Annotated in this window: 16 protein-coding genes; 13 read left to right on the top strand and 3 right to left on the bottom strand. The window is 56.9% G+C overall.

Features of this window, described 5'->3' with window-relative positions; all coding sequences use genetic code 11:
* Positions 1–23: 23 nt before the first annotated feature.
* The 3 genes from Pan97_RS04555 (at position 24) to scpB (ending at position 4,554) form a co-directional block, all read left to right on the top strand.
* Positions 24–2,135, top strand: a complete 2,112-nt coding sequence (locus Pan97_RS04555) for a terpene cyclase/mutase family protein (RefSeq protein ID WP_196782283.1) — start codon at positions 24–26, stop codon at positions 2,133–2,135.
* Positions 2,132–3,253: an adenosyl-hopene transferase HpnH gene (gene hpnH / locus Pan97_RS04550; protein ID WP_144970952.1), complete on the top strand. Its 1,122-nt coding sequence runs from the start codon at positions 2,132–2,134 to the stop codon at positions 3,251–3,253. The genes Pan97_RS04555 and hpnH overlap by 4 nt, the downstream gene beginning before the upstream one ends.
* Before the next feature lie 329 nt (positions 3,254–3,582).
* Positions 3,583–4,554: an SMC-Scp complex subunit ScpB gene (gene scpB, locus Pan97_RS26470; RefSeq protein WP_196782282.1), complete on the top strand. Its 972-nt coding sequence runs from the start codon at positions 3,583–3,585 to the stop codon at positions 4,552–4,554.
* Positions 4,555–4,644: 90 nt separating this feature from the next.
* Here scpB and Pan97_RS04540 read toward each other — a convergent pair whose 3' ends face one another.
* Entirely contained in the window at positions 4,645–5,124 is a 480-nt protein-coding gene (locus tag Pan97_RS04540) for a hypothetical protein (protein ID WP_144970951.1), read from the bottom strand.
* A 238-nt stretch (positions 5,125–5,362) separates the two neighbouring features.
* Between Pan97_RS04540 and Pan97_RS04535 the strand changes: the two genes are divergently transcribed.
* Positions 5,363–5,857, top strand: coding sequence for a hypothetical protein (locus Pan97_RS04535; RefSeq protein WP_144970950.1), 495 nt, complete (start codon positions 5,363–5,365; stop codon positions 5,855–5,857).
* Positions 5,857–6,282 (top strand): flagellar basal body-associated FliL family protein, encoded by a 426-nt coding sequence (locus Pan97_RS04530; RefSeq protein ID WP_144970949.1) that lies wholly within the window; start codon positions 5,857–5,859, stop codon positions 6,280–6,282. Before Pan97_RS04535 ends, Pan97_RS04530 begins: the two co-directional genes overlap by 1 nt.
* Before the next feature lie 28 nt (positions 6,283–6,310).
* Here Pan97_RS04530 and Pan97_RS04525 read toward each other — a convergent pair whose 3' ends face one another.
* Positions 6,311–7,972, bottom strand: coding sequence for a DEAD/DEAH box helicase (locus tag Pan97_RS04525; protein ID WP_449240268.1), 1,662 nt, complete (start codon positions 7,970–7,972; stop codon positions 6,311–6,313).
* Positions 7,973–8,126: 154 nt separating this feature from the next.
* The gene (locus tag Pan97_RS04520) at positions 8,127–8,705 is read right to left on the bottom strand and encodes a hypothetical protein (RefSeq protein ID WP_144970947.1); all 579 of its coding nucleotides are present in this window, start codon (positions 8,703–8,705) and stop codon (positions 8,127–8,129) included.
* A 227-nt stretch (positions 8,706–8,932) separates the two neighbouring features.
* Between Pan97_RS04520 and Pan97_RS04515 the strand changes: the two genes are divergently transcribed.
* From Pan97_RS04515 to Pan97_RS04480, 8 genes are all read left to right on the top strand, one after another.
* The gene (locus Pan97_RS04515; RefSeq protein ID WP_196782281.1) at positions 8,933–9,397 is read left to right on the top strand and encodes a hypothetical protein; all 465 of its coding nucleotides are present in this window, start codon (positions 8,933–8,935) and stop codon (positions 9,395–9,397) included.
* Between the two features lie 231 nt (positions 9,398–9,628).
* On the top strand, positions 9,629–10,756 hold the full coding sequence (locus tag Pan97_RS04510; RefSeq protein WP_144970946.1) for a hypothetical protein: 1,128 nt from the start codon (positions 9,629–9,631) through the stop codon (positions 10,754–10,756).
* A gap of 244 nt (positions 10,757–11,000) precedes the next feature.
* Positions 11,001–12,443: an aldehyde dehydrogenase family protein gene (locus Pan97_RS04505; protein WP_144970945.1), complete on the top strand. Its 1,443-nt coding sequence runs from the start codon at positions 11,001–11,003 to the stop codon at positions 12,441–12,443.
* Between the two features lie 155 nt (positions 12,444–12,598).
* Positions 12,599–13,753, top strand: coding sequence for an iron-containing alcohol dehydrogenase (locus Pan97_RS04500; protein ID WP_144970944.1), 1,155 nt, complete (start codon positions 12,599–12,601; stop codon positions 13,751–13,753).
* Between the two features lie 83 nt (positions 13,754–13,836).
* Positions 13,837–14,961: an outer membrane protein assembly factor BamB family protein gene (locus tag Pan97_RS04495; protein WP_144970943.1), complete on the top strand. Its 1,125-nt coding sequence runs from the start codon at positions 13,837–13,839 to the stop codon at positions 14,959–14,961.
* 198 nt (positions 14,962–15,159) lie between these two features.
* Positions 15,160–16,470: a coproporphyrinogen-III oxidase family protein gene (locus tag Pan97_RS04490; RefSeq protein ID WP_144970942.1), complete on the top strand. Its 1,311-nt coding sequence runs from the start codon at positions 15,160–15,162 to the stop codon at positions 16,468–16,470.
* Entirely contained in the window at positions 16,470–16,925 is a 456-nt protein-coding gene (locus Pan97_RS04485; protein WP_144970941.1) for a glycine cleavage system protein H, read from the top strand. Before Pan97_RS04490 ends, Pan97_RS04485 begins: the two co-directional genes overlap by 1 nt.
* Before the next feature lie 4 nt (positions 16,926–16,929).
* Entirely contained in the window at positions 16,930–18,006 is a 1,077-nt protein-coding gene (locus Pan97_RS04480; protein ID WP_144970940.1) for an ATP-binding protein, read from the top strand.
* The last annotated feature ends 116 nt before the right edge of the window (positions 18,007–18,122 follow it).

Raw genomic sequence — 18,122 nt, 5'->3', positions numbered from 1 at the left:
CCTTAGTCCGTGATGAATTAGCCATGATGGATGGATCCTCCTCACTCGCCCGAGATCGGCGACCCGATGGAGACGCCGCGCAGCGCGTCGGCAACGCTCCTACGCTTTCAACTGCCATGGAGCGCACCTCGAACTGGCTACTCTCCCAGCAAGCCACCGAAGGGTATTGGTGTGCCGAACTCGAAGGGGACTCGATCCTTCAAAGTGAGTACCTTTTGCTGCTGGCGTGGGCTGGCCGCGAACAATCGGACGTCGCCCAGCGTCTCTCTAAGAAGCTCCTTGAGCAACAGCGTGAAGACGGCACCTGGGCTCAGTACCCGGAAGCCAAGATCGACATCAGTTCGAGCGTCAAGGCATACTTCGCCCTGAAGCTCACCGGCCACAAGGCATCGGCCGACTATATGATCAAAGCCCGGGATGCCATCCTGCAAGCGGGCGGTGCCGACGCCGTGAACAGCTTCACTCGGCTGTACCTGGCCTTATTGGGTCAGATCCCCATGGAGATCTGCCCAGCCATTCCGCCGGAAATGATCCTGCTGCCCAGTTGGTTCCCGCTGAACATTTACCGCATGAGCAGTTGGTCGCGCACGATCTTCATTCCCCTGGCGATCTGCTGGGCATTGCGACCGGTCGTCGATCGCTCGGAAGAATGCTCGATCAAAGAACTGTTTATCAAGCAGCCCCACCAGTGGCCAGAACTTCGCTGCCCTGGCCAGGAAAAAGCGAAGGGTTTATTCACGTGGGATCGTTTCTTTCGCACGGCCGATCGTTGTTTGAAGAAAATCGAAAAGCTGCGACTTCGTCCCCTGCGATCACGTGCACTCAAGCTGTGCGAAAAGTGGATCCTCGATCGCATGCCCAAGAGTGACGGCCTGGGGGCGATTTTCCCGCCGATCCTTTGGAGCATCGTCGCTTTCAAGGCTCTCGGCTACGACGACGACCACCAAGCGGTAAGGTACTGCTGGGACGAGATCGACAAGCTGATGCTTCACGATGAAGAGGCCGGCACGACACGCATTCAGCCGTGCAAGAGCCCCGTCTGGGATACGACCATCACATTGCGTGCCTTGGCAGCTGCTCGCCATGGAGCCGACGAACCAAGAATGCGGAAAGCGATCGACTGGATGCTTTCCAAGGAAGTTCGCGACCAAGGGGACTGGACCAACAACGTCCGCTGCGAGCCTGGCGGCTGGTACTTCGAATTCAACAACGAGTTCTATCCCGATCTCGACGATACCGCGATGGCCTTGATGGCCCTGCAGGAGCAACTGGCCGAGTGCGGCGTTTCGTTGGAAGTGCACCCTGGTCAATCGTGGGAAAACACCACGATCGTCACCACCTCGAACAAGGTTTCGGCCGACGATGCCGTCAGTCAGGCCGTGCTGCTCGATAAGGTCTCCGGTGCCACCAAAAGGGCCCTGGCCTGGAGCGCCGAGATGCAGAACCACGACGGCGGCTGGGGCGCCTTCGATAAGAACAACGACGCCGAGTTTCTGTGTAAGGTCCCCTTCGCCGATCACAACGCCATGATCGATCCAAGCTGGCCAGACTTATCGGCCCGCGTGATTGAGGCGTACGGTCTGCTCGGCGTGAACCAAAACAGCCGCGGCAAGCTGGGGGACGTGGTTCGCAAAGCGATTACCTACATCCGCGACAATCAGTACGAAGATGGATCATGGTTTGGCCGCTGGGGGGTCAACTACGTCTATGGCACCTGGCAGTGTCTGGTAGGACTGACCGCGGTAGGGATTCCAACCGACGACGAGGCCGTCCAGCGTGGAGCCCAGTGGCTGATCGACACCCAGCAGCAGTCCGGTGCCTGGGGCGAAACGTGCGACAGCTACGAGAACCCCAACCTCAAAGGAATCGGCACGCCCACGCCATCGCAGACGGCCTGGGCGCTGTTGGGCCTGATGGCTGCTGGCCATGAAGATAGCGATGCCGTTCGCCGGGGGATCAGCTATCTCCTTTCGACGCAGAAGGAAGACGGTACCTGGGACGAAGAGCCTTACACCGGCACCGGTTTCCCCCAGGTCTTCTATCTCCGCTACCACTATTACCGCATCTACTTCCCACTGCTGGCCTTGGCCACGTGGGCCAAAAAATCGAGCGAAACGAAAGAAGGATCGCGATGAGTGTCCCAATCTCGCAAATGTGGACCGTCGCGTCGTACGTCCTCAAACAAAAGCTTCTCGGCCGCAAGCGTTACCCGCTGGTCCTGATGCTCGAACCACTCTTCCGCTGTAACCTGGCCTGTGCCGGCTGCGGCAAGATTCAGTTCCCGGTCGAGATCCTCCGTAAACAGCTCACCCCTGAGCAGTGCTTTCAGGCAGTCGATGAGTGCGGAGCCCCCATCGTCAGCATCCCAGGCGGCGAACCTCTGCTGCACCCGCAAATGCCGGAGATCGTCGAGGGACTGATTAAGCGTAAGAAGTACATCTATCTCTGCACGAACGCGCTGAAGCTCGAGAAGGCGCTCTCGCAGTTCACGCCGAGCAAGTACCTTACCTTTTCGGTTCACATGGACGGCCCGCGTGAAGAACACGACCACGCCGTCTGCCGGGAAGGAACGTACGACATCGCCGTCAGCGCGATCAAAGCGGCCCTCAAGCAAGGCTTCCGCGTCACGACCAACACTACGCTGTTCGATGGAGCCCAACCGGAACGGATTCGCGGCTTCTTCGACGAGATGATGGAACTCGGCGTCGAAGGGATGATGCTTTCCCCAGGCTACAGCTACGAGAAGGCCCCCGATCAGGATCACTTCCTCAAGCGAAATCAAACGTATCGCCTGTTTCGCGAGATTTTGTCCGCTCCGAAGAAGGCCTGGCAGTTCAATCAAAGCCCGCTGTTTGTTGAGTTCCTCAAAGGGAACTACGACCTCGAGTGCACTCCGTGGGGAAACCCTACCTACAACATCTTCGGCTGGCAGAAGCCATGTTACCTGGTCGACGAAGGGCACACGCAAACGTTTGCCGAGCTATTGGAAGAGGTCGAGTGGGACAACTACGGCACCCAAAGCGGCAACCCCAAGTGCGCCAACTGCATGGTCCATAGCGGTTACGAACCGAGCGCCGTCGATGCAACTTTCTCTTCACTGAGCGGACTGGTGAAAACGGCCAGGCTGACTCTGTTTGGGGCACCCAAGCAGAACCGCCCTCTCGGCGACTTGGATACAGATCAGCGTTTCGACGAAGCAGAGACGCCGCAGCGGCCTGAACGCAAACCCAACGAATTGCCGGTGCTGCAGTAAGGCTGCCTACGACGAGTACGCAAAGCCAAGCCCCGCAAGGCTCGCCCAGTTTTCAGTAACATCTTTCTGCCAAACTGCTATCACCATTTGACCTTTGCCCGCGTTCCGCTAGAAAGTAGGACTCTGTGGTAGTTTTCTTCGTAGGGCATTCCTAGTTGCGGCATCGGAACTCCCATTTTGTGAACCGGCATACGGCCCGTCCTTGGGGTCCAGGCACTTCTTGCGCAAGCAGTTCTGGAAATGCTCGCAAGATTCTTACCCGAGTTTACCGAAGAAAACGGCAACGACAGCCGAAAAAGGCCAAAGGTCCGGTTGTACGGAACCGTCGGATGCAGCGGTTAGAGACCATTTTGTTCCTTGCCAAACAACCGCTAACTTCCCGTAAATTGGCCCAGCTTGCCAACTTGGCGGATGGAACCGAAGCCCGTACACTAGTGCGTTCCCTGAATAAGCTTTACGACGCGGCTAACCGAGCGTTCCGCGTGGAAGAGCTGGCTGGCGGTTACCAACTGCTGACTCGGGGAAAATTTGCCGACTGGGTTCGGCGAGTCGTTGGCGGAGACGACCCCACGCGGTTATCGACGCCGGCCATGGAAACGCTAGCGATCATCGCTTACCGACAACCGGTCCTGCGGGCCGACGTCGAGGCGATTCGCGGAGTAAACTGCGGCGAAATAATTCGTCAGTTAATGGATCGGGATTTAGTCCAGATCAAAGGAAGAAGCGAGGAACTGGGACGACCTTTCCTGTATGCGACTTCGCCCGCCTTCCTGCGAACGTTCGGATTTCGGTCCCTGGAAGATTTGCCCCGAAAAGATGAGTTTCGACGATTCGAAGCCGAGACCGACACGTCTGCGGCCAGTCAGGTTGACGATCAAAAGGAGACATCGGTGACGATCACACTTGCCCCACAAAGCCCTGCCATCGATAACGACGACCTGGTCGCCGAGGGAGCCGCCACGGCCCTCTTGAGCCCGGCACAGCCGTCGGCCCAAGCCCCTCCGATCGAAGACGAAGAAGACGAACTCTACGAAGACGACGACGGCTACGACGACGAAGTCCCCGATGAAGATGAAGACGAGGATGACGACGAAGAAGACGATTACGATGAGGACTGGGACGAAGACTTCGAAGACGATGAAGAGTTCGAAGACGAAGACGACCTTGACGAGTCGGACGACGAAGAGAACGACTGGGAAGAAGTCGAAGACGACGACGATTGGGAAGACGAAGACGACGAAGAAGACGACTTCGACGACGACGATGAAGAAGACGACTGGGGCGACGACGAAGAGGAGTAATCTCCCGTTGTCCTGGGGGCTTCTTCCCCCTGACCAAAGCTTATAGGGGATTCGCACTGCGAGTCCCTTTTTTATGGTCAGCTGGCGGCGTTATTCTTCCAGGAATTGAAAATGGTAGAAGCCAACCATTTCAATCTTGTTTTCCTTGAGGACCTCACCAACTGCGGCCAGCAGGGCCTCTCGCAATTGGGCCAGGTCGGGATCGTTGAGTGTGGGACGATCGAACTTTCGTACCCGCAATAAAACGTCATGCCGAAAGCGACTCTGATGCGACTCTAGGAGTGGCTCGAGTTCCTGAGATTTATACCTCGGCATCTTGGCGAATGCGTGGAAGTCGATCTGGATGGTGCTGTTCGTCTTGTCATTGGGGATGGTGCACTCAAATTTCCCCAGGTCGACCTCAACGGGTACCAAAGCGTCGGGCATGTCCTTGGCGGCCCGTTCTTTCTGAGGATAAGGCGTGCCGCAGCCGACCAGGAAAACAAACGCTGCCAGCGCAGCAATTCGCACCCAGGTAGCCTTGAACCAAGGGGAGAGTCGCGCTGCGAGCGAATTGCGAATCTGAGACATAACGTGCGGCTCTTTTCGAATAAATCGACGTACACTCAAGTCTAGGTCGCAATTCCGGCCTCTCACGCTACCTCATAACTCCTTCACCCTAATAGACTTGCGACACAATCCGTACGAACCGCAAGGTAAGTCCTGCGGAAATGTGCGAATTCATGTGTTTCCGTTCGACGATTCGACGACATGGCCTATCTTTTCGAACGTGCACGAAACCTTTTTCCCGGTAACGAGTTACGCTTCGATGCAAGCCGCTTTCCACTGGACCAATTCGATCGACCAAAAAGCCTGGGCCCTGCTGCTGATCCTTTTGGGCAGCATTGCCATCTTCGGGTGCGAGAAGTCGGCGTCGGCCGACGAGGAACTGTTGCTCTCGCTGGAAAAGCGAGACTGGGTCGAAATCGATCTGGGGTATTTCACGATCACGGTTCTGATCGCCGACGATCCGAGCAGGCACCCAGACTTCGATACGTACCAGGAGAGCGTCGCGCTGCATTACCAGTTGCACTGCCTGGTGGCGAAGGAACATGAGCAGCGTGTCCGGACCTACCTGGAAGAGCGTAAAGGAGAACTCTCCGACGAGATCATCCGCACGTGTCGTCATGCAAACCTGATCGACTTGGCCGATCCAGAGCTTCAACTAATCCGTTCGCAACTGCGTGACTACACCGAAGAAACGATTGGCCGGGGCGCGATCAAGCGATTCGTATTCTCGGACGTCACCTTGGAGCGATTTTAATGGTACGCCTTGCCTTGGCCAGCTCGGTCGTTCTATTGCTGATTGCCGGTTGCAGCAGCTCCGAGATGGACGCGGCGGCTCAGAATGAAGAGAAACCGGCTCTTCCACCGCAAGAGATTGCGATCGGCGATTATGCGTTTCGCGCCTACGATCCCGCCGCGAACACGCAAACGCGTTTTGACTTCTCGTTGGCCGGCCTGGTCGAGCCAAACGACCTGGCAGGGCTTCAAGCGGAGTTGGAAAAGAAGAAGATCCGGATTCGCGATCGCGTGATGATCGTCTCCCGTGAATCGACCATCGAAGAACTCGAAGACCCCGACTTGATCATGTTCCGTCGACGCCTGCTCATGGAAATGAATCGCCTGATCGAGGATGGTCAATTGAGCGATATCTACGTGAGCCACTTCCGGGTCAAGACGCGGTAGCTCGAATGATGCCTCTTAGCGAATTTCACTACGCCGCGAAGCGAATCGGCCCCTTGGGACTTCGCAGGTCAAACAGCCCGAAGATTTCGTCTTTCGAGAAGCCCACTTTGGCAGGCTCACCCGTCTCGCTGAACAAGCTGTTGAACAGTTCTCTCTTTTCTTCCAGTACCTTGTTGATGCGATCTTCGATCGTTCCTACGGCCAGATAGCGGCTGATGGTGACGGCGCCGGCGGCTCCGATGCGATGAGCCCGATTAATGGCCTGATCTTCAATCGCCGGGTTCCACCAGCGATCGAACAGAAACACGTACTCGCAGAACTGCAGGTTCAAACCCACGCTGCCGGCCCCGTAGCTCATCAAGATGACGTGCTTGGAAGGATCGTGCTTGAACTGATCGATCACCCCTTCCCGCTGTTTGTGCGGGACCTTGCCGTGGTACTCGAGCGGGCCGAACGGCTCGACGTGCTTGCGGATCTCTTGGATCGTACGCGTCCACTGGCTGAACAGGATGGCCTTCTTACCGCTGGCGGCGACTTCCTCCAGATCTGCTTTCAATTGATCCATCTTAGCGCTTTCGCCCGTCAGCGGATCGAAATTGCAGATCTGCTTGAGCCGCAAAACTAATTCGAAGACGTGCTGCACGGTCAGTTCCTGCCCCATGTCTTCCAGACGAACGATGCCTTCCTTCTCGGCGATTTCGTACGCTTCCTGCTGAGCCGGCGAAAGATAGAGTTCCGCATCGCGATAGAGCCGCGGCGGCATGTCGGTCATTACCAGATCTTTGGTGCGGCGAATGATGTACTCGCCGGCCGTGGAACTCATGGCCTTGATGTTCATCCCCTTGGTCAGCAGCCCTGGGGCGAGGAACTCGAACACACCCACCAGGTCGTCCGTGCTGTTTTCGATCGGCGTCCCGGTCAGGGCCCAGCTTCGTGTGCGGGGAATCCCTTTGGCGATCTCGGCCGTCGTGCTGCTGGTGTTCTTGATGCGTTGGGCTTCGTCCAGCACGACCAGGTCGAAGTGGAGCCCCCCTTCTTCGCTGACCAGTTCCTGATCGCGCATCAGCAGCTCGTAGTTGGCGATCTTCACCGGGGTTTGATTGTCTCGCCAAAGCCAGCTTCGCTTGGCCGAGTCCCCTTCAATCACGCTGATCGGAATCTCAGGTGCCCACAGGTTGAACTCGCGTTTCCAGTTGGATACCAGCGGTTTGGGACAGACCAACAGCACACTGCGAATCTCTCCCGCGCGAAGCAGCATTCGCATCGTGCTGATCGATTGCATCGTCTTGCCGAGCCCCATCTCGTCGGCCATGACGGCCGCATGCCGCGGATAGAGAAACGCGATCCCCTCGAATTGGTACGGAAACGGCTCGAACGGAAACTCCATCGCGCCGCTTGATACCAACGATTCGAGCGACGGCTGAAGCAGATAGTACAGCCGGTCCTCAAGCTTGATGACATCCCCAGGCGGGCGAATATGAGTTACCCGCTTGGCCTTCGGCTTGCGTGGCGATTCCCCTTCGGCGGTTGACTCATTAGCGGCTTCCTTCTTGGGAGGCGACTTCTTCTCGAGTGCCTGGAGCCATGCCGGGGCCTCGGGAAAGACGAAGCTCTTCACGCCGATCCTAGGTCCGCCACACGTAAGCGAAACCACTTTGGGACGCTGCGACTTGAAGTTCTCGGACGTGATCGCGACTTGCGGGGCGCGAGAGAGCGCGGCTGTCCAGCCGAGCGGGATGACCTCGGTCTTGATGTTGAGATCGTGCGAGGTCGTTTCGAGGGAGTCCGTCAATTTCTTAGCCTCAGTTTGGTTCCATTTGCCTGGGGAGCGTCGCCGGTGCGTGTTACTTTCCCACTCCGTGCGCTTCTTCGATCGCTTCGCGGATACGCGTGAAAGGCTCGTTCAGATCCAGATCGATCGACTTCTCTTGCCACATGCTCTCCAGCGTAACGCGGTCCGCCTCGTGCTGGGCACGGACAGCGACTTCGTAGCTTCCCAGTTGAAAGGAGCGAATGTGGGGGGGAGCCACGGCCAGTTGAGCGGTCTCGTTTGGATATTCAGGGGAAGATTCCGTAGCTACCGCGTCTTCGACACAGCTTGGGGGAACCAAGGCAACCGGGATGTCGATGTGATCGCGAAGTGACAGAACATGCTCGCTGTCGGTGCAGACCGCCAGGGTCGGCGATTTGAGCTTCGCCAGCAGAGCACCACCAATCTGCTCGCCAAAGAGGTACGGCTTCAGCGTAGGACCATAAAGAATCTCCTGAGCACGGTTCGCCTTTACCGGTGCTGTGCAGTGGAATTCCAATGGACGTCCTGCCAAATTCAAGACTAAGAGTCCACCAAATAAACCACCAGTGGTATGCTCCACCACGGTAAGGAAACCTAAGGTGGGCACTGATTTTTCGTTCCGATTCGACATAGGCACTCCATCTCGCCCATTTGCATTTCATGACAGCATATCGTGTTGGGGCAGCTTGGGCGCGCGGCCCAATCTTGAGAATCGGTGTTTCAGAAAGGTGGACTTTAACAATCGTAACGGCGGATATCCCGCCGCTAGCGTAGCCAGCATTGAAACGAAATGCTCGACAGTCTATGGGGCCGGTGAGTATACTGAGAAACTTGACCCACCAGGAGAACCACAAACCTATGTCGCTCGACCCGAAAGATCTTTCTACCCTATTCACCCACGTCGACGTCTCCTCCAACCCATCTCCCATGCAGCAAACCATTCACACGGAAGAAACGAATGCCCTGCTCAAGCGGATGATTGAGCTTCAGGAACGTCAGACGCTGTTGATGGAAGAGATGCTCCAGCAGCAGGTCCATACGCAGAAACAGCGTACGGCAGAGCTCAATGCATGGCGTAAAGCCCATCCCGAGTTGGCCGAGAAGTGCCGTCTGGCGGCGGAAGCACTCAGTAAGGTTCACGCCGACTTCCTCGGTACGCTGGCCAACGAAGTTGACGACTCGGCCGACGACATGATCGATAGCGAATTCATGCTCAATGAGTTCGTCGATCGGTTCGGTCCCCGCATCGCCCACCTGAACGGCGTTCTCCAGATGCTCGCCCAACTGGGGGCTCCGGTTCAAGCGACCAAGACGAATACTTGATAAAACTTTGCACCCTAAACGCGTGCGAAGCTTCCTGATCCAGAAGAAAAAACCTGTCGATTTGCAGGTTTTTTTGTTGCGCGAAAATAATACTCGGGCAACCAAAGGTTGTCAGAACAAGTTTTTCTCGGTACCATCCGTAGAGTCACATCCCTCTGCTCGATCCGCCGGTCGAAGCGTCGTCCGCGGCGAGTCCCTTCTATCCTTCCCTTGTTGGCTTGAATTGGAATCATGGCAAGCGACACGCTAACCCCAGAAGTTGAAGCGGCGGTCAAGTCCGCCAAGGACAAGCTCGACGCTCACACCTACGAGATCGTCCAGTGGCATTTTCACGAGTCGACCGGTTGCCCGTTCTGGCTCGAAAAGAAGAAAGAGTTCAACTTCGATCCGCTGACCGAAGTGAAAGGTTACGACGACCTGAAGAAGTTCCCACTGTTCGAGGACGAATGGCTTCGCGGTGGTCCGGTTCGTCGCTGGGTTCCCCAGGCCTATGCCGACAAGCCGATCTACGTTTTCGAAACCGGCGGCACCACTGGCATCCCCAAGAGCCGGATCGCCATCGACGACTTCCGCACCGACTATTCCCTCTTCAGCGAAACGCTGCCAGACAAGTATTTTCCTAAAGGCTCGAACTGGTTGATGCTTGGCCCTTCCGGCCCGCGTCGCTTGCGTCTGGCGGTCGAACACCTAGCCCAGGTACGCGGCGGCATTAGCTTCTGCATCGACTTGGATCCACGCTGGGTGGTCAAGCTCATCAAGCGCGGCAAGATGGACGAACTGGAAGCGTACAAGAAACACTGCATCGATCAGGCGATCACGGTCCTCACCGCCGGTCACGACGTGAAGTGCATGTTTGGCACTCCCAAGCTGATCGAATCGCTGTGCCTGGGCCTCGAAGACAAAGGCACCACCCTGGCCGACGTCGGCATCACCGGCATCTTCAGCGGCGGTACCGAGTTTACGCCACAGTGGACCCGCTACTGCATCGAAGAACTCTTCGGTGGTGGTCCGGAAGAAAGCGGCATCTACATGACCCCCACCTACGGCAACACGCTGATGGGTCTGGCATGCAGCAAGCCGGTCACGCCCGAAGATGGCTATAAGATCTCGTACTACGCTCCGCAGCCGCGGGCCGTAACGGAAGTCGTTTCGTTCGACGACCCCTACCAGTCCGTTCCTTACGGCGAGACAGGTCGCGTCAAACTGACGACGCTGACCAAAGAGTTCTTCGTCCCCGGTTTCCTGGAACGAGACGAAGGGGAACGCGAGATGCCTTATCTCACCTACCCGTGGGAAGGCGTCAGCGGCGTACGACCATTCCACGGCTTCGCCAGCAGCACCACCGTTGGTGTGTACTAACGAATAGAAAAAGACACTAGCCACAGAGAACACAAAGGTCACAGAGAGAAGAGTTTTTTTTGACCACGGATTACACGGATGAGCATGGATAAGAAATAGAGATTTGCTTTCAGCAAATCGATCATTATCAGTGTCTATCCGTGAAATCCGTGGTCCCCCTTCTTTTTCTGCTCTGTGACCTCTGTGTTCTCTGTGGCAAAAAGACGAAAATAAAATCACACAACTGAATTAACGGACGCCAATCATGCTGAACATTCCTGCTATCCGTTGGGGCAAGCCCTACGACTCGCTCGAAAAAGAAGACGTCGTCCACTTCCGTACCGGCGAGCCCATCGCACAGCTGAGCCAGGTCGGTGGGGGCATCCTCAAGCGAGACATGCGTAAAGCCCAGTCCGCTCGCGATGCTCTTCTGCAATTCAGCCCGGAAGAGATTCTGGAGAAGCTGGCTGTCGCCGGCAAGCTTTACTTGGAAGCCGATCTGCCCATCGGTGATGGTTCGCAGACGCCTGAAGCATTTGTGCATGCTCAAAGCGCCACGACCGGCCTGCCAGAACACATGTGCCGCTCGAACATGCAGAAGAATGCCTTCGTGCTGCAGAACATGCCTAAAATTCTCGACTCGCTCACCCGCGGGCTCGATCTCAACATCCTGGCTCGTGGCTACGGGAAAGAACCCGGCCGCGACGTCATGCTCAGCTATCAAGTTCAAAGTCCGGTACTCGGCGCCGTGTTGCCTTCCAATTCACCCGGGGTGCATACCCTGTGGCTTCCGGCCGTCGCGCTTCAACTTGGTCTGGTACTCAAGCCAGGTGGAAAGGAGCCATGGACGCCGTACCGGATTTTCTCTGCCATGGTCGAAGCAGGCTTGCCTGCCGAAGCATTCAGCTTGTATCCCGGTGCCGGTGGCGACGTGGGTGCTTCGCTGCTCTCGTCAGTCGATCGAGCGATGGTCTTCGGCGGCCAGCAGACGATCGATCAGTACGCCGGTAACCCCAAGGTTCAGCCGCACGGCCCAGGCTTCAGCAAGATCCTGCTGGCCGATGACGTGGTTGACGATTGGCCGCAGTACTTGGACCTGATGGTACAAAGCGTTTTCGCCAACAGCGGACGAAGCTGCATCAATGCCTCAGGCATTTGGGCTTCGCGTCACACCAGGGAAATCGCTCAAGCGATTGCTGAGAAGATCGGCCCGACCGAGATTAAAGACCCAACCGACGACCAGGCCGCACTGGCAGCGTTCACCATGCCTGGCATGGCTCCGGCGGTATGGGGCATGATTGAGTCCGACCTGGCCGAAGATGGCGTAACCGACTACACCGCATCGTACGGCGATCGCCTGGTTCAGATGGAACGCTGCGACTATCTCAAGCCGATGGTCGTTCACGCGGAGAATCCAGAGAAACAAGTCGCCAGCAAAGAGTACATGTTCCCGTTCGTCTCCGTGGTCGAGTGCCCTCAGGAAGAGATGATCCAGAAGATCGGTTACTCACTGATTTGCACGGCCATCACTGGCAACGAGGAGTTTGCTCGCCAACTAGTTAACGCGACGCACATCGACCGCTTGAACATCGGTCCGATTCCGACGCACAAGGTTGATTGGCTGCAGCCGCACGAAGGGAACATCATCGAGTTCCTCTTCCGCAGCCGAGCCTATCAATCGGCTCCGGTTCAGGTCGCGGCTTCGTAGTATTCAACAGAGCTTGCCTCTTGCTCAAGTCCCCTCGCCCCTTTGGGGAGAGGGCTAGGGTGAGGGGCGATGCGGGTACACCGTTTGCCCCTCACCCCAACCCTTTCCCCGGCAGACGGTGGCAAGGGAACCGGAATGAAACAGGATCCCGAGGCATGATTCCATTCGACTTCCAGCCACGCACACGGATTGTGTTTGGTCCGGATAGCCTTCAGCGGCTCGGCGAACTAGCCTTAGAGCTCGGCGCGAAGCGAGCGCTGCTGGTCAGCGATCCTGGAGTTATTAAAGCTGGTCATACCCAGCGGGGAATCGATTGTCTGGAATCGGCCGGCGTCCAGGCTTTTCTGTTCGACGGCGTGCAAGAGAACCCCTCGACCGTCAACGTCGCCCATGGCGTTGAGTTCGCAAAGCAGCACGAGCCTGAGTTGATCGTCGGTCTGGGTGGCGGCAGCGCGATGGACTGTGCCAAGGGGATCAATTTCCTGCTAACCAACGGCGGTGAAATGAAGGACTATTGGGGCGTCGGCAAGGCAACCCAGGAGATGCTTCCGATGATCGCCGTTCCGACCACAGCCGGAACAGGAAGCGAAGCCCAATCGTTCGCCTTGATCACCGACGCCGAAACGCACGTCAAAATGGCCTGCGGTGATAAGAAAGCGGCCTGCCGTATTGCCCTGCTCGATCCCAAGCTAACCGTAACCCAGCCGCAAAAGGTTACGGCCCTGACCGGTATCGACGCGATCAGTCATGCGTTGGAAACGTTCGTCACGAAGAAGCGTAACGAAGTGAGCCTGAGCTTCAGCCGTGAAGCGTGGCGTCTGCTGGCAGGCAACTTCACCAAGGTGCTCGCCAGCCCGGAAGACGTCGAGGCCCGCGGAGCGATGCAATTGGGTGCCTGCTTCGCCGGATTAGCCATTGAGAATTCGATGCTCGGCGCCGCGCACGCGTTGGCCAATCCTTTGACGGCTCACTACGGCGTGGTGCATGGCCAGGCCGTAGGTGTGATGCTTCCGTCGGTGATTCGCTACAACGGCAAAGCATTTAACGAGCTTTACCAAGACTTGCTTATGATCCCGGTCGATTTGCCCAACTATCCCCAACCAGAACAAGGCGCCGAGGGATTAGCCAACCTGGTGCAAAGCTGGGTCGATACGGCGGGGCTTGCGACCAACTTGAATCAACTGTCGATCAACGGTGAAAAGCTCGAGACCCTTTCCGCCGACGCGGCCAAGCAATGGACCGGGAACTTTAATCCTCGAGATGTTGATGCCGGCGAATTCTCGAAGCTTTACCGATCGGCCATGCAGTAACTGCCTGCGATGTGCCTTGGCCCTGGCCTTGGAGTAAAATGAAGGGACTTCGTTCCAACGGCCCCTTTTTCAAGGATTCCGCCATGAAATCGAAACTGACGATCCCTCTGACCGCGATCCTTTTCGCAATCGCAGCCGTCGCTCAGCTGCGCGCGGACTGGCCCCTGTATCGTGGTAACGCCCTCGCTCAAGGTGTTTCCGACGAGACTCTTTCGGACAACCTGGACGTCCGATGGAAGCTTGAAATCGAGAACGGCGCCTTCGAGGCAACCCCGATCGTCGTGGATGGGATCGTCTACATCGGCGACCTCGACGGGCGCGTCTACGCCGTGAAGCTCGAAGATGGCTCGAAGGTTTGGACCTACGAAGGGAACGTCGATCAGCTTTCTGGGTTCATGGGTTCGCCTGCCTATCGCGAAGGGCGAATCTACGTCGGTGACATCGACGGCGTGCTGCACTGCCTGAATGCGGAAGACGGTAAGCTCATCTGGAAGTTTGAAGCCGGCCTGGAAATCAACGGCAGCGTCAACTTCTACCAAGATAAAATTTTGATCGGATCGCAAGACGCTCACCTCTATTGCCTGGACAAAGAGGATGGCAAGCTGGTCTGGAAAGTGGAGATCGACGATCAAATCCGCTGCATGCCGACGGTCGTTTCCAATCGTGGATTCGTCGCCGGTTGCGACAGCAAGCTGCACGTGATTGACCTGGACAAGGGGGAACCAATCGGCACGGTACCAATCGACGGCCCAACCGGTTCAGCCCCTGCGGTGCGTGACGATGTGGCGTACTTCGGTACGGAAGCCGGATCGTTTTTCGCCATCAACTGGAAAGACCTGAAGGTCGTCTGGCAGTATCAAGACGAGCGCAACCGACAGCAGATTCGCGCGAGTGCCGCGGTGCTTCCCGATCGGGTGTTGTTCGGTTCGTTCAGCAAGAACCTCGTTTCACTGGATCTTGCAACGGGAAAAGAACAATGGACCTTTAAAGCCCGAGGCAAAATCAATAGTTCACCGATCGTAGCTGGCACTCGCGTTTACTTTGGTTCCGCCGACAGTCGCGTTCGTGCTGTCGACCTGAGTACCGGCAAGGAAGTTTGGCAATTTGAGGCCAAGAGCGGTTTCCCCGCTGGCCCGGCCGTCTCGAACGGCTGCCTGCTGATTGCCACCGAGCGAGGCGTGTTGTACTGCTTCGCCGAGAAGAAATAACATCATGTCCCCTCTCCCTTTCCAAGGGAGAGGGCTAGGGTGAGGGTTGATGAAGCTGGTTTTCGCTTCGCCCCCTCACCCTAACCCTCTCCCCCGCAGACGGGGGCGAGGGGACAAGAGTTTGATAATTAACCAAAACACCCTTTCGCTAACGCCAGCTATTGGCAAGTTCACCTTAGCAGAAAGCAAGATTGATTCATGGCCACCGATTCCACCAAGACCGAAGTCGGTAGTTACTTCATTTCCAACTACCCGCCGTTCTCGCAGTGGAGCGAAGCGTACGCCGACGACCTCAACACGGCGATGCATTCCCCTCCGCGCGAAGGCGTGCCGCTGGGTTTGTATTTGCATGTCCCTTTTTGCCGCAAGCGCTGCAAGTTCTGTTACTTCCGCGTCTACACCGACAAGAACGCCCAGGAAGTCGAAACGTACGTTTCGGCCTTGGTAAAGGAAATCGAACTGGTCAGCCAGACCGAAGCAATGGGAGGGCGACCGTTCCGCTTTGTTTACTTTGGCGGTGGTACCCCGTCGTTCCTGAGCCCGAAACAACTAAAGCGCCTGGAAGACCGCCTGCGTACGAGCATCAGTTGGGATCAGGCCGAAGAAGTGACCTTCGAGTGCGAGCCTGGCACCCTTCGCGAATCGAAGGTGAAAGCCCTGCGTGACATGGGCGTTACCCGGCTGAGCCTGGGCGTCGAGAACTTCTTCGACCACATCCTGGAAGAGAACGGCCGGGCTCACCTTTCCAAGGAGGTTTACACCGCTTGGGAATGGATCGAGGCCGCCAAGTTTCCCAACGTGAATATCGACCTGATCGCCGGTATGGTCGGCGAGACGTGGGACACGTGGAAAGAGAACATCAGGAAGGTCCTCGAGTTCTCGCCTGAGAGCGTGACCATCTACCAGATGGAGTTGCCGTTTAATACGGTCTACTCGCAGGACATCCTGGGGAACAAGATCGAAACGCCGGTTGCCGACTGGCCTATGAAGCGAGCCTGGGTCAGCTATGCGTTCGATGAACTGGCCAAAGCGGGCTACAGCGTCAGCAGCGCCTACACGATGGTCAAAGACCCCAGCAAAGTGAATTTCAGTTACCGCGACAACCTGTTCGGCGGCAGTGATCTTCTGGCCACCGGCGTGGCGAGCTTTGGTCATATCAGCGGCATTCACTACCAGAACAAGACCGAGTGGGCCGACTACACCGGCACGCTGCTCGACAAGGGAGAACTCCCCCTCAAGCGAGCCTATCGTCCGACGCCGGAACAACTACTCATCCGGGAAACGATCTTGCTGCTCAAGCGGGGTTACCTCGATGCCGACTACTTCCGCCAGAAGTTTGGAGTCGAGATCCTCGAGAAATGGTCCGATATCTGGAAACAGTACCAAGAAGAAGGCTTCGTCACGATCAACGGAGATCGCATCGAACTGACTCGGGACGGTTTGCTGCGGGCCGATGGCCTGCTGCCGCCGTTCTTTGAACCGCAGTTCCAGGGAGTGCGGTACACCTAATGAGCGACGAGTTGGTCTTCATGATGGGGAAATTCGAGGCCCGCTTCCCCACCGACCGGCAATACGCCAAAAACCACTGCTGGGCGACCCGAAGCGGAGATGCCTACCGATTCGGGTTTTCTGCTTACGCGGTGCGTCTGCTCCAGGATGTCTATTTCCTGGAGTGGCAGGTTGACGAAGGTGCTAAAATTGTCGAAGGTCAAGAGATCGGCTTTATTGAAAGCAGCAAAGCTGAAAGCGAACTCTATCCCCCCATTCCCGGTGTTCTGGCGCGGTTGAACCCCGAGTTGATGAGCGACCCTTCGAGGATTAACGTCGATATGTACGGAGAAGGATGGCTCTACGAAATTAACGGCAGCGGCGAAACGCTGCTCGACCCGCACCAATATATCGAGCACCTTGCGTCGGTCTGGGAAATCACCCAGCGGACCATCAAGGGACAACTGAACGAGTAACTCCATGCCCAAACGTTTGACGGTCGTCGTCAGCCAAGGCCAAAGCAACAATCCAGCCAAACGCAAGCTGGAAGAAGATATCGTTGCGTCGCTGCTGTTCGAGCCTGGCATCGAGGTCACGATCGTTCCCCACTTATACGACCTGAAAGCCGACGGTCCTGGGATCATGGGCCTGCAAGCGATTACGACCGACTTCGTGGTTATCTCGTGGCTGTACGAACGAGCTACCCGCTGGACGCTCGACAGGAATAACATCCGCGGCCAGGAAGGAACGACCTTGCTGGTTCACGAAACGGATGAAGACGAAGACGATTTACTGGATGACGAACCGGCCGACGAAGACAAGCTGCGCGTCATCGAGAACCGCCCTCTTCCCAATCGCTTGATCTACTGCATCGACCTCCGCGTGTCGAACCAGGTCGCAGACTACGTGGACGAGGTCAAACGCATTCAGAAGGAGATCTCGACCCAGGTCGTTCAGTTGGGTGGACTCGGTGCGGCTCCTTCTCCTACGCCGCAACAACTGGAACGTGTTGCCAACCCGACAAACGACACTGCCTTGAAAGAAGGTGGCGAGCTTGAAAAGCCGGCGGTCATCGAGCCCTTCCGCATCGAAGAAGATGCCACGCGCCGCTGGTACCCAGTGATCGATTACAGCCGATGCACCAACTGCATGGAGTGCATCGACTTCTGCCTGTTCGGTGTGTACGGCGTCGACGGGGCCGAGACCATTCTGGTCGAAATGCCGGACAATTGCCGCAAGGGGTGCCCCGCTTGCAGCCGCGTCTGTCCGGAAAACGCGATCATCTTCCCACAGCACAAGACGCCCACGATCGCAGGCAGCGATGAGGTGGCCGGCGGCGGCTTGAAGATCGATCTCTCGCAGCTGTTCGGTAAGCCCAAGGAAGACGAAAAGTCGCTCGATACGGCGGTTCGGGAACGGGACGAACAGCTTCTATTGGCAGGCCGTGAAGCGGTCGGGGAAGCCGTCGGCGTACCCAAACGTCAAGCCCAGAAAGACGACCGCGCCAAAGACGAACTCGACGACCTGATCGATGCAGTCGACGATTTGGACATCTAAAGCAGACCAGTCCCGGCACTTAGCTCGGTTGGGGATCGCCGTATGTGCAAGCCCCCCAAATGAGTTTGCCTCACGAAAGTGGTTCGACTATACTCGCTCTGAAATTCCGTTCTTAT

Source organism: Bremerella volcania, from assembly GCF_007748115.1.
In the GTDB taxonomy this organism is placed as follows: domain Bacteria; phylum Planctomycetota; class Planctomycetia; order Pirellulales; family Pirellulaceae; genus Bremerella; species Bremerella volcania.
The sequence above is the reverse complement of the archived record's forward strand: the minus strand, read 5'-3'. Positions and strand labels throughout refer to the sequence as shown.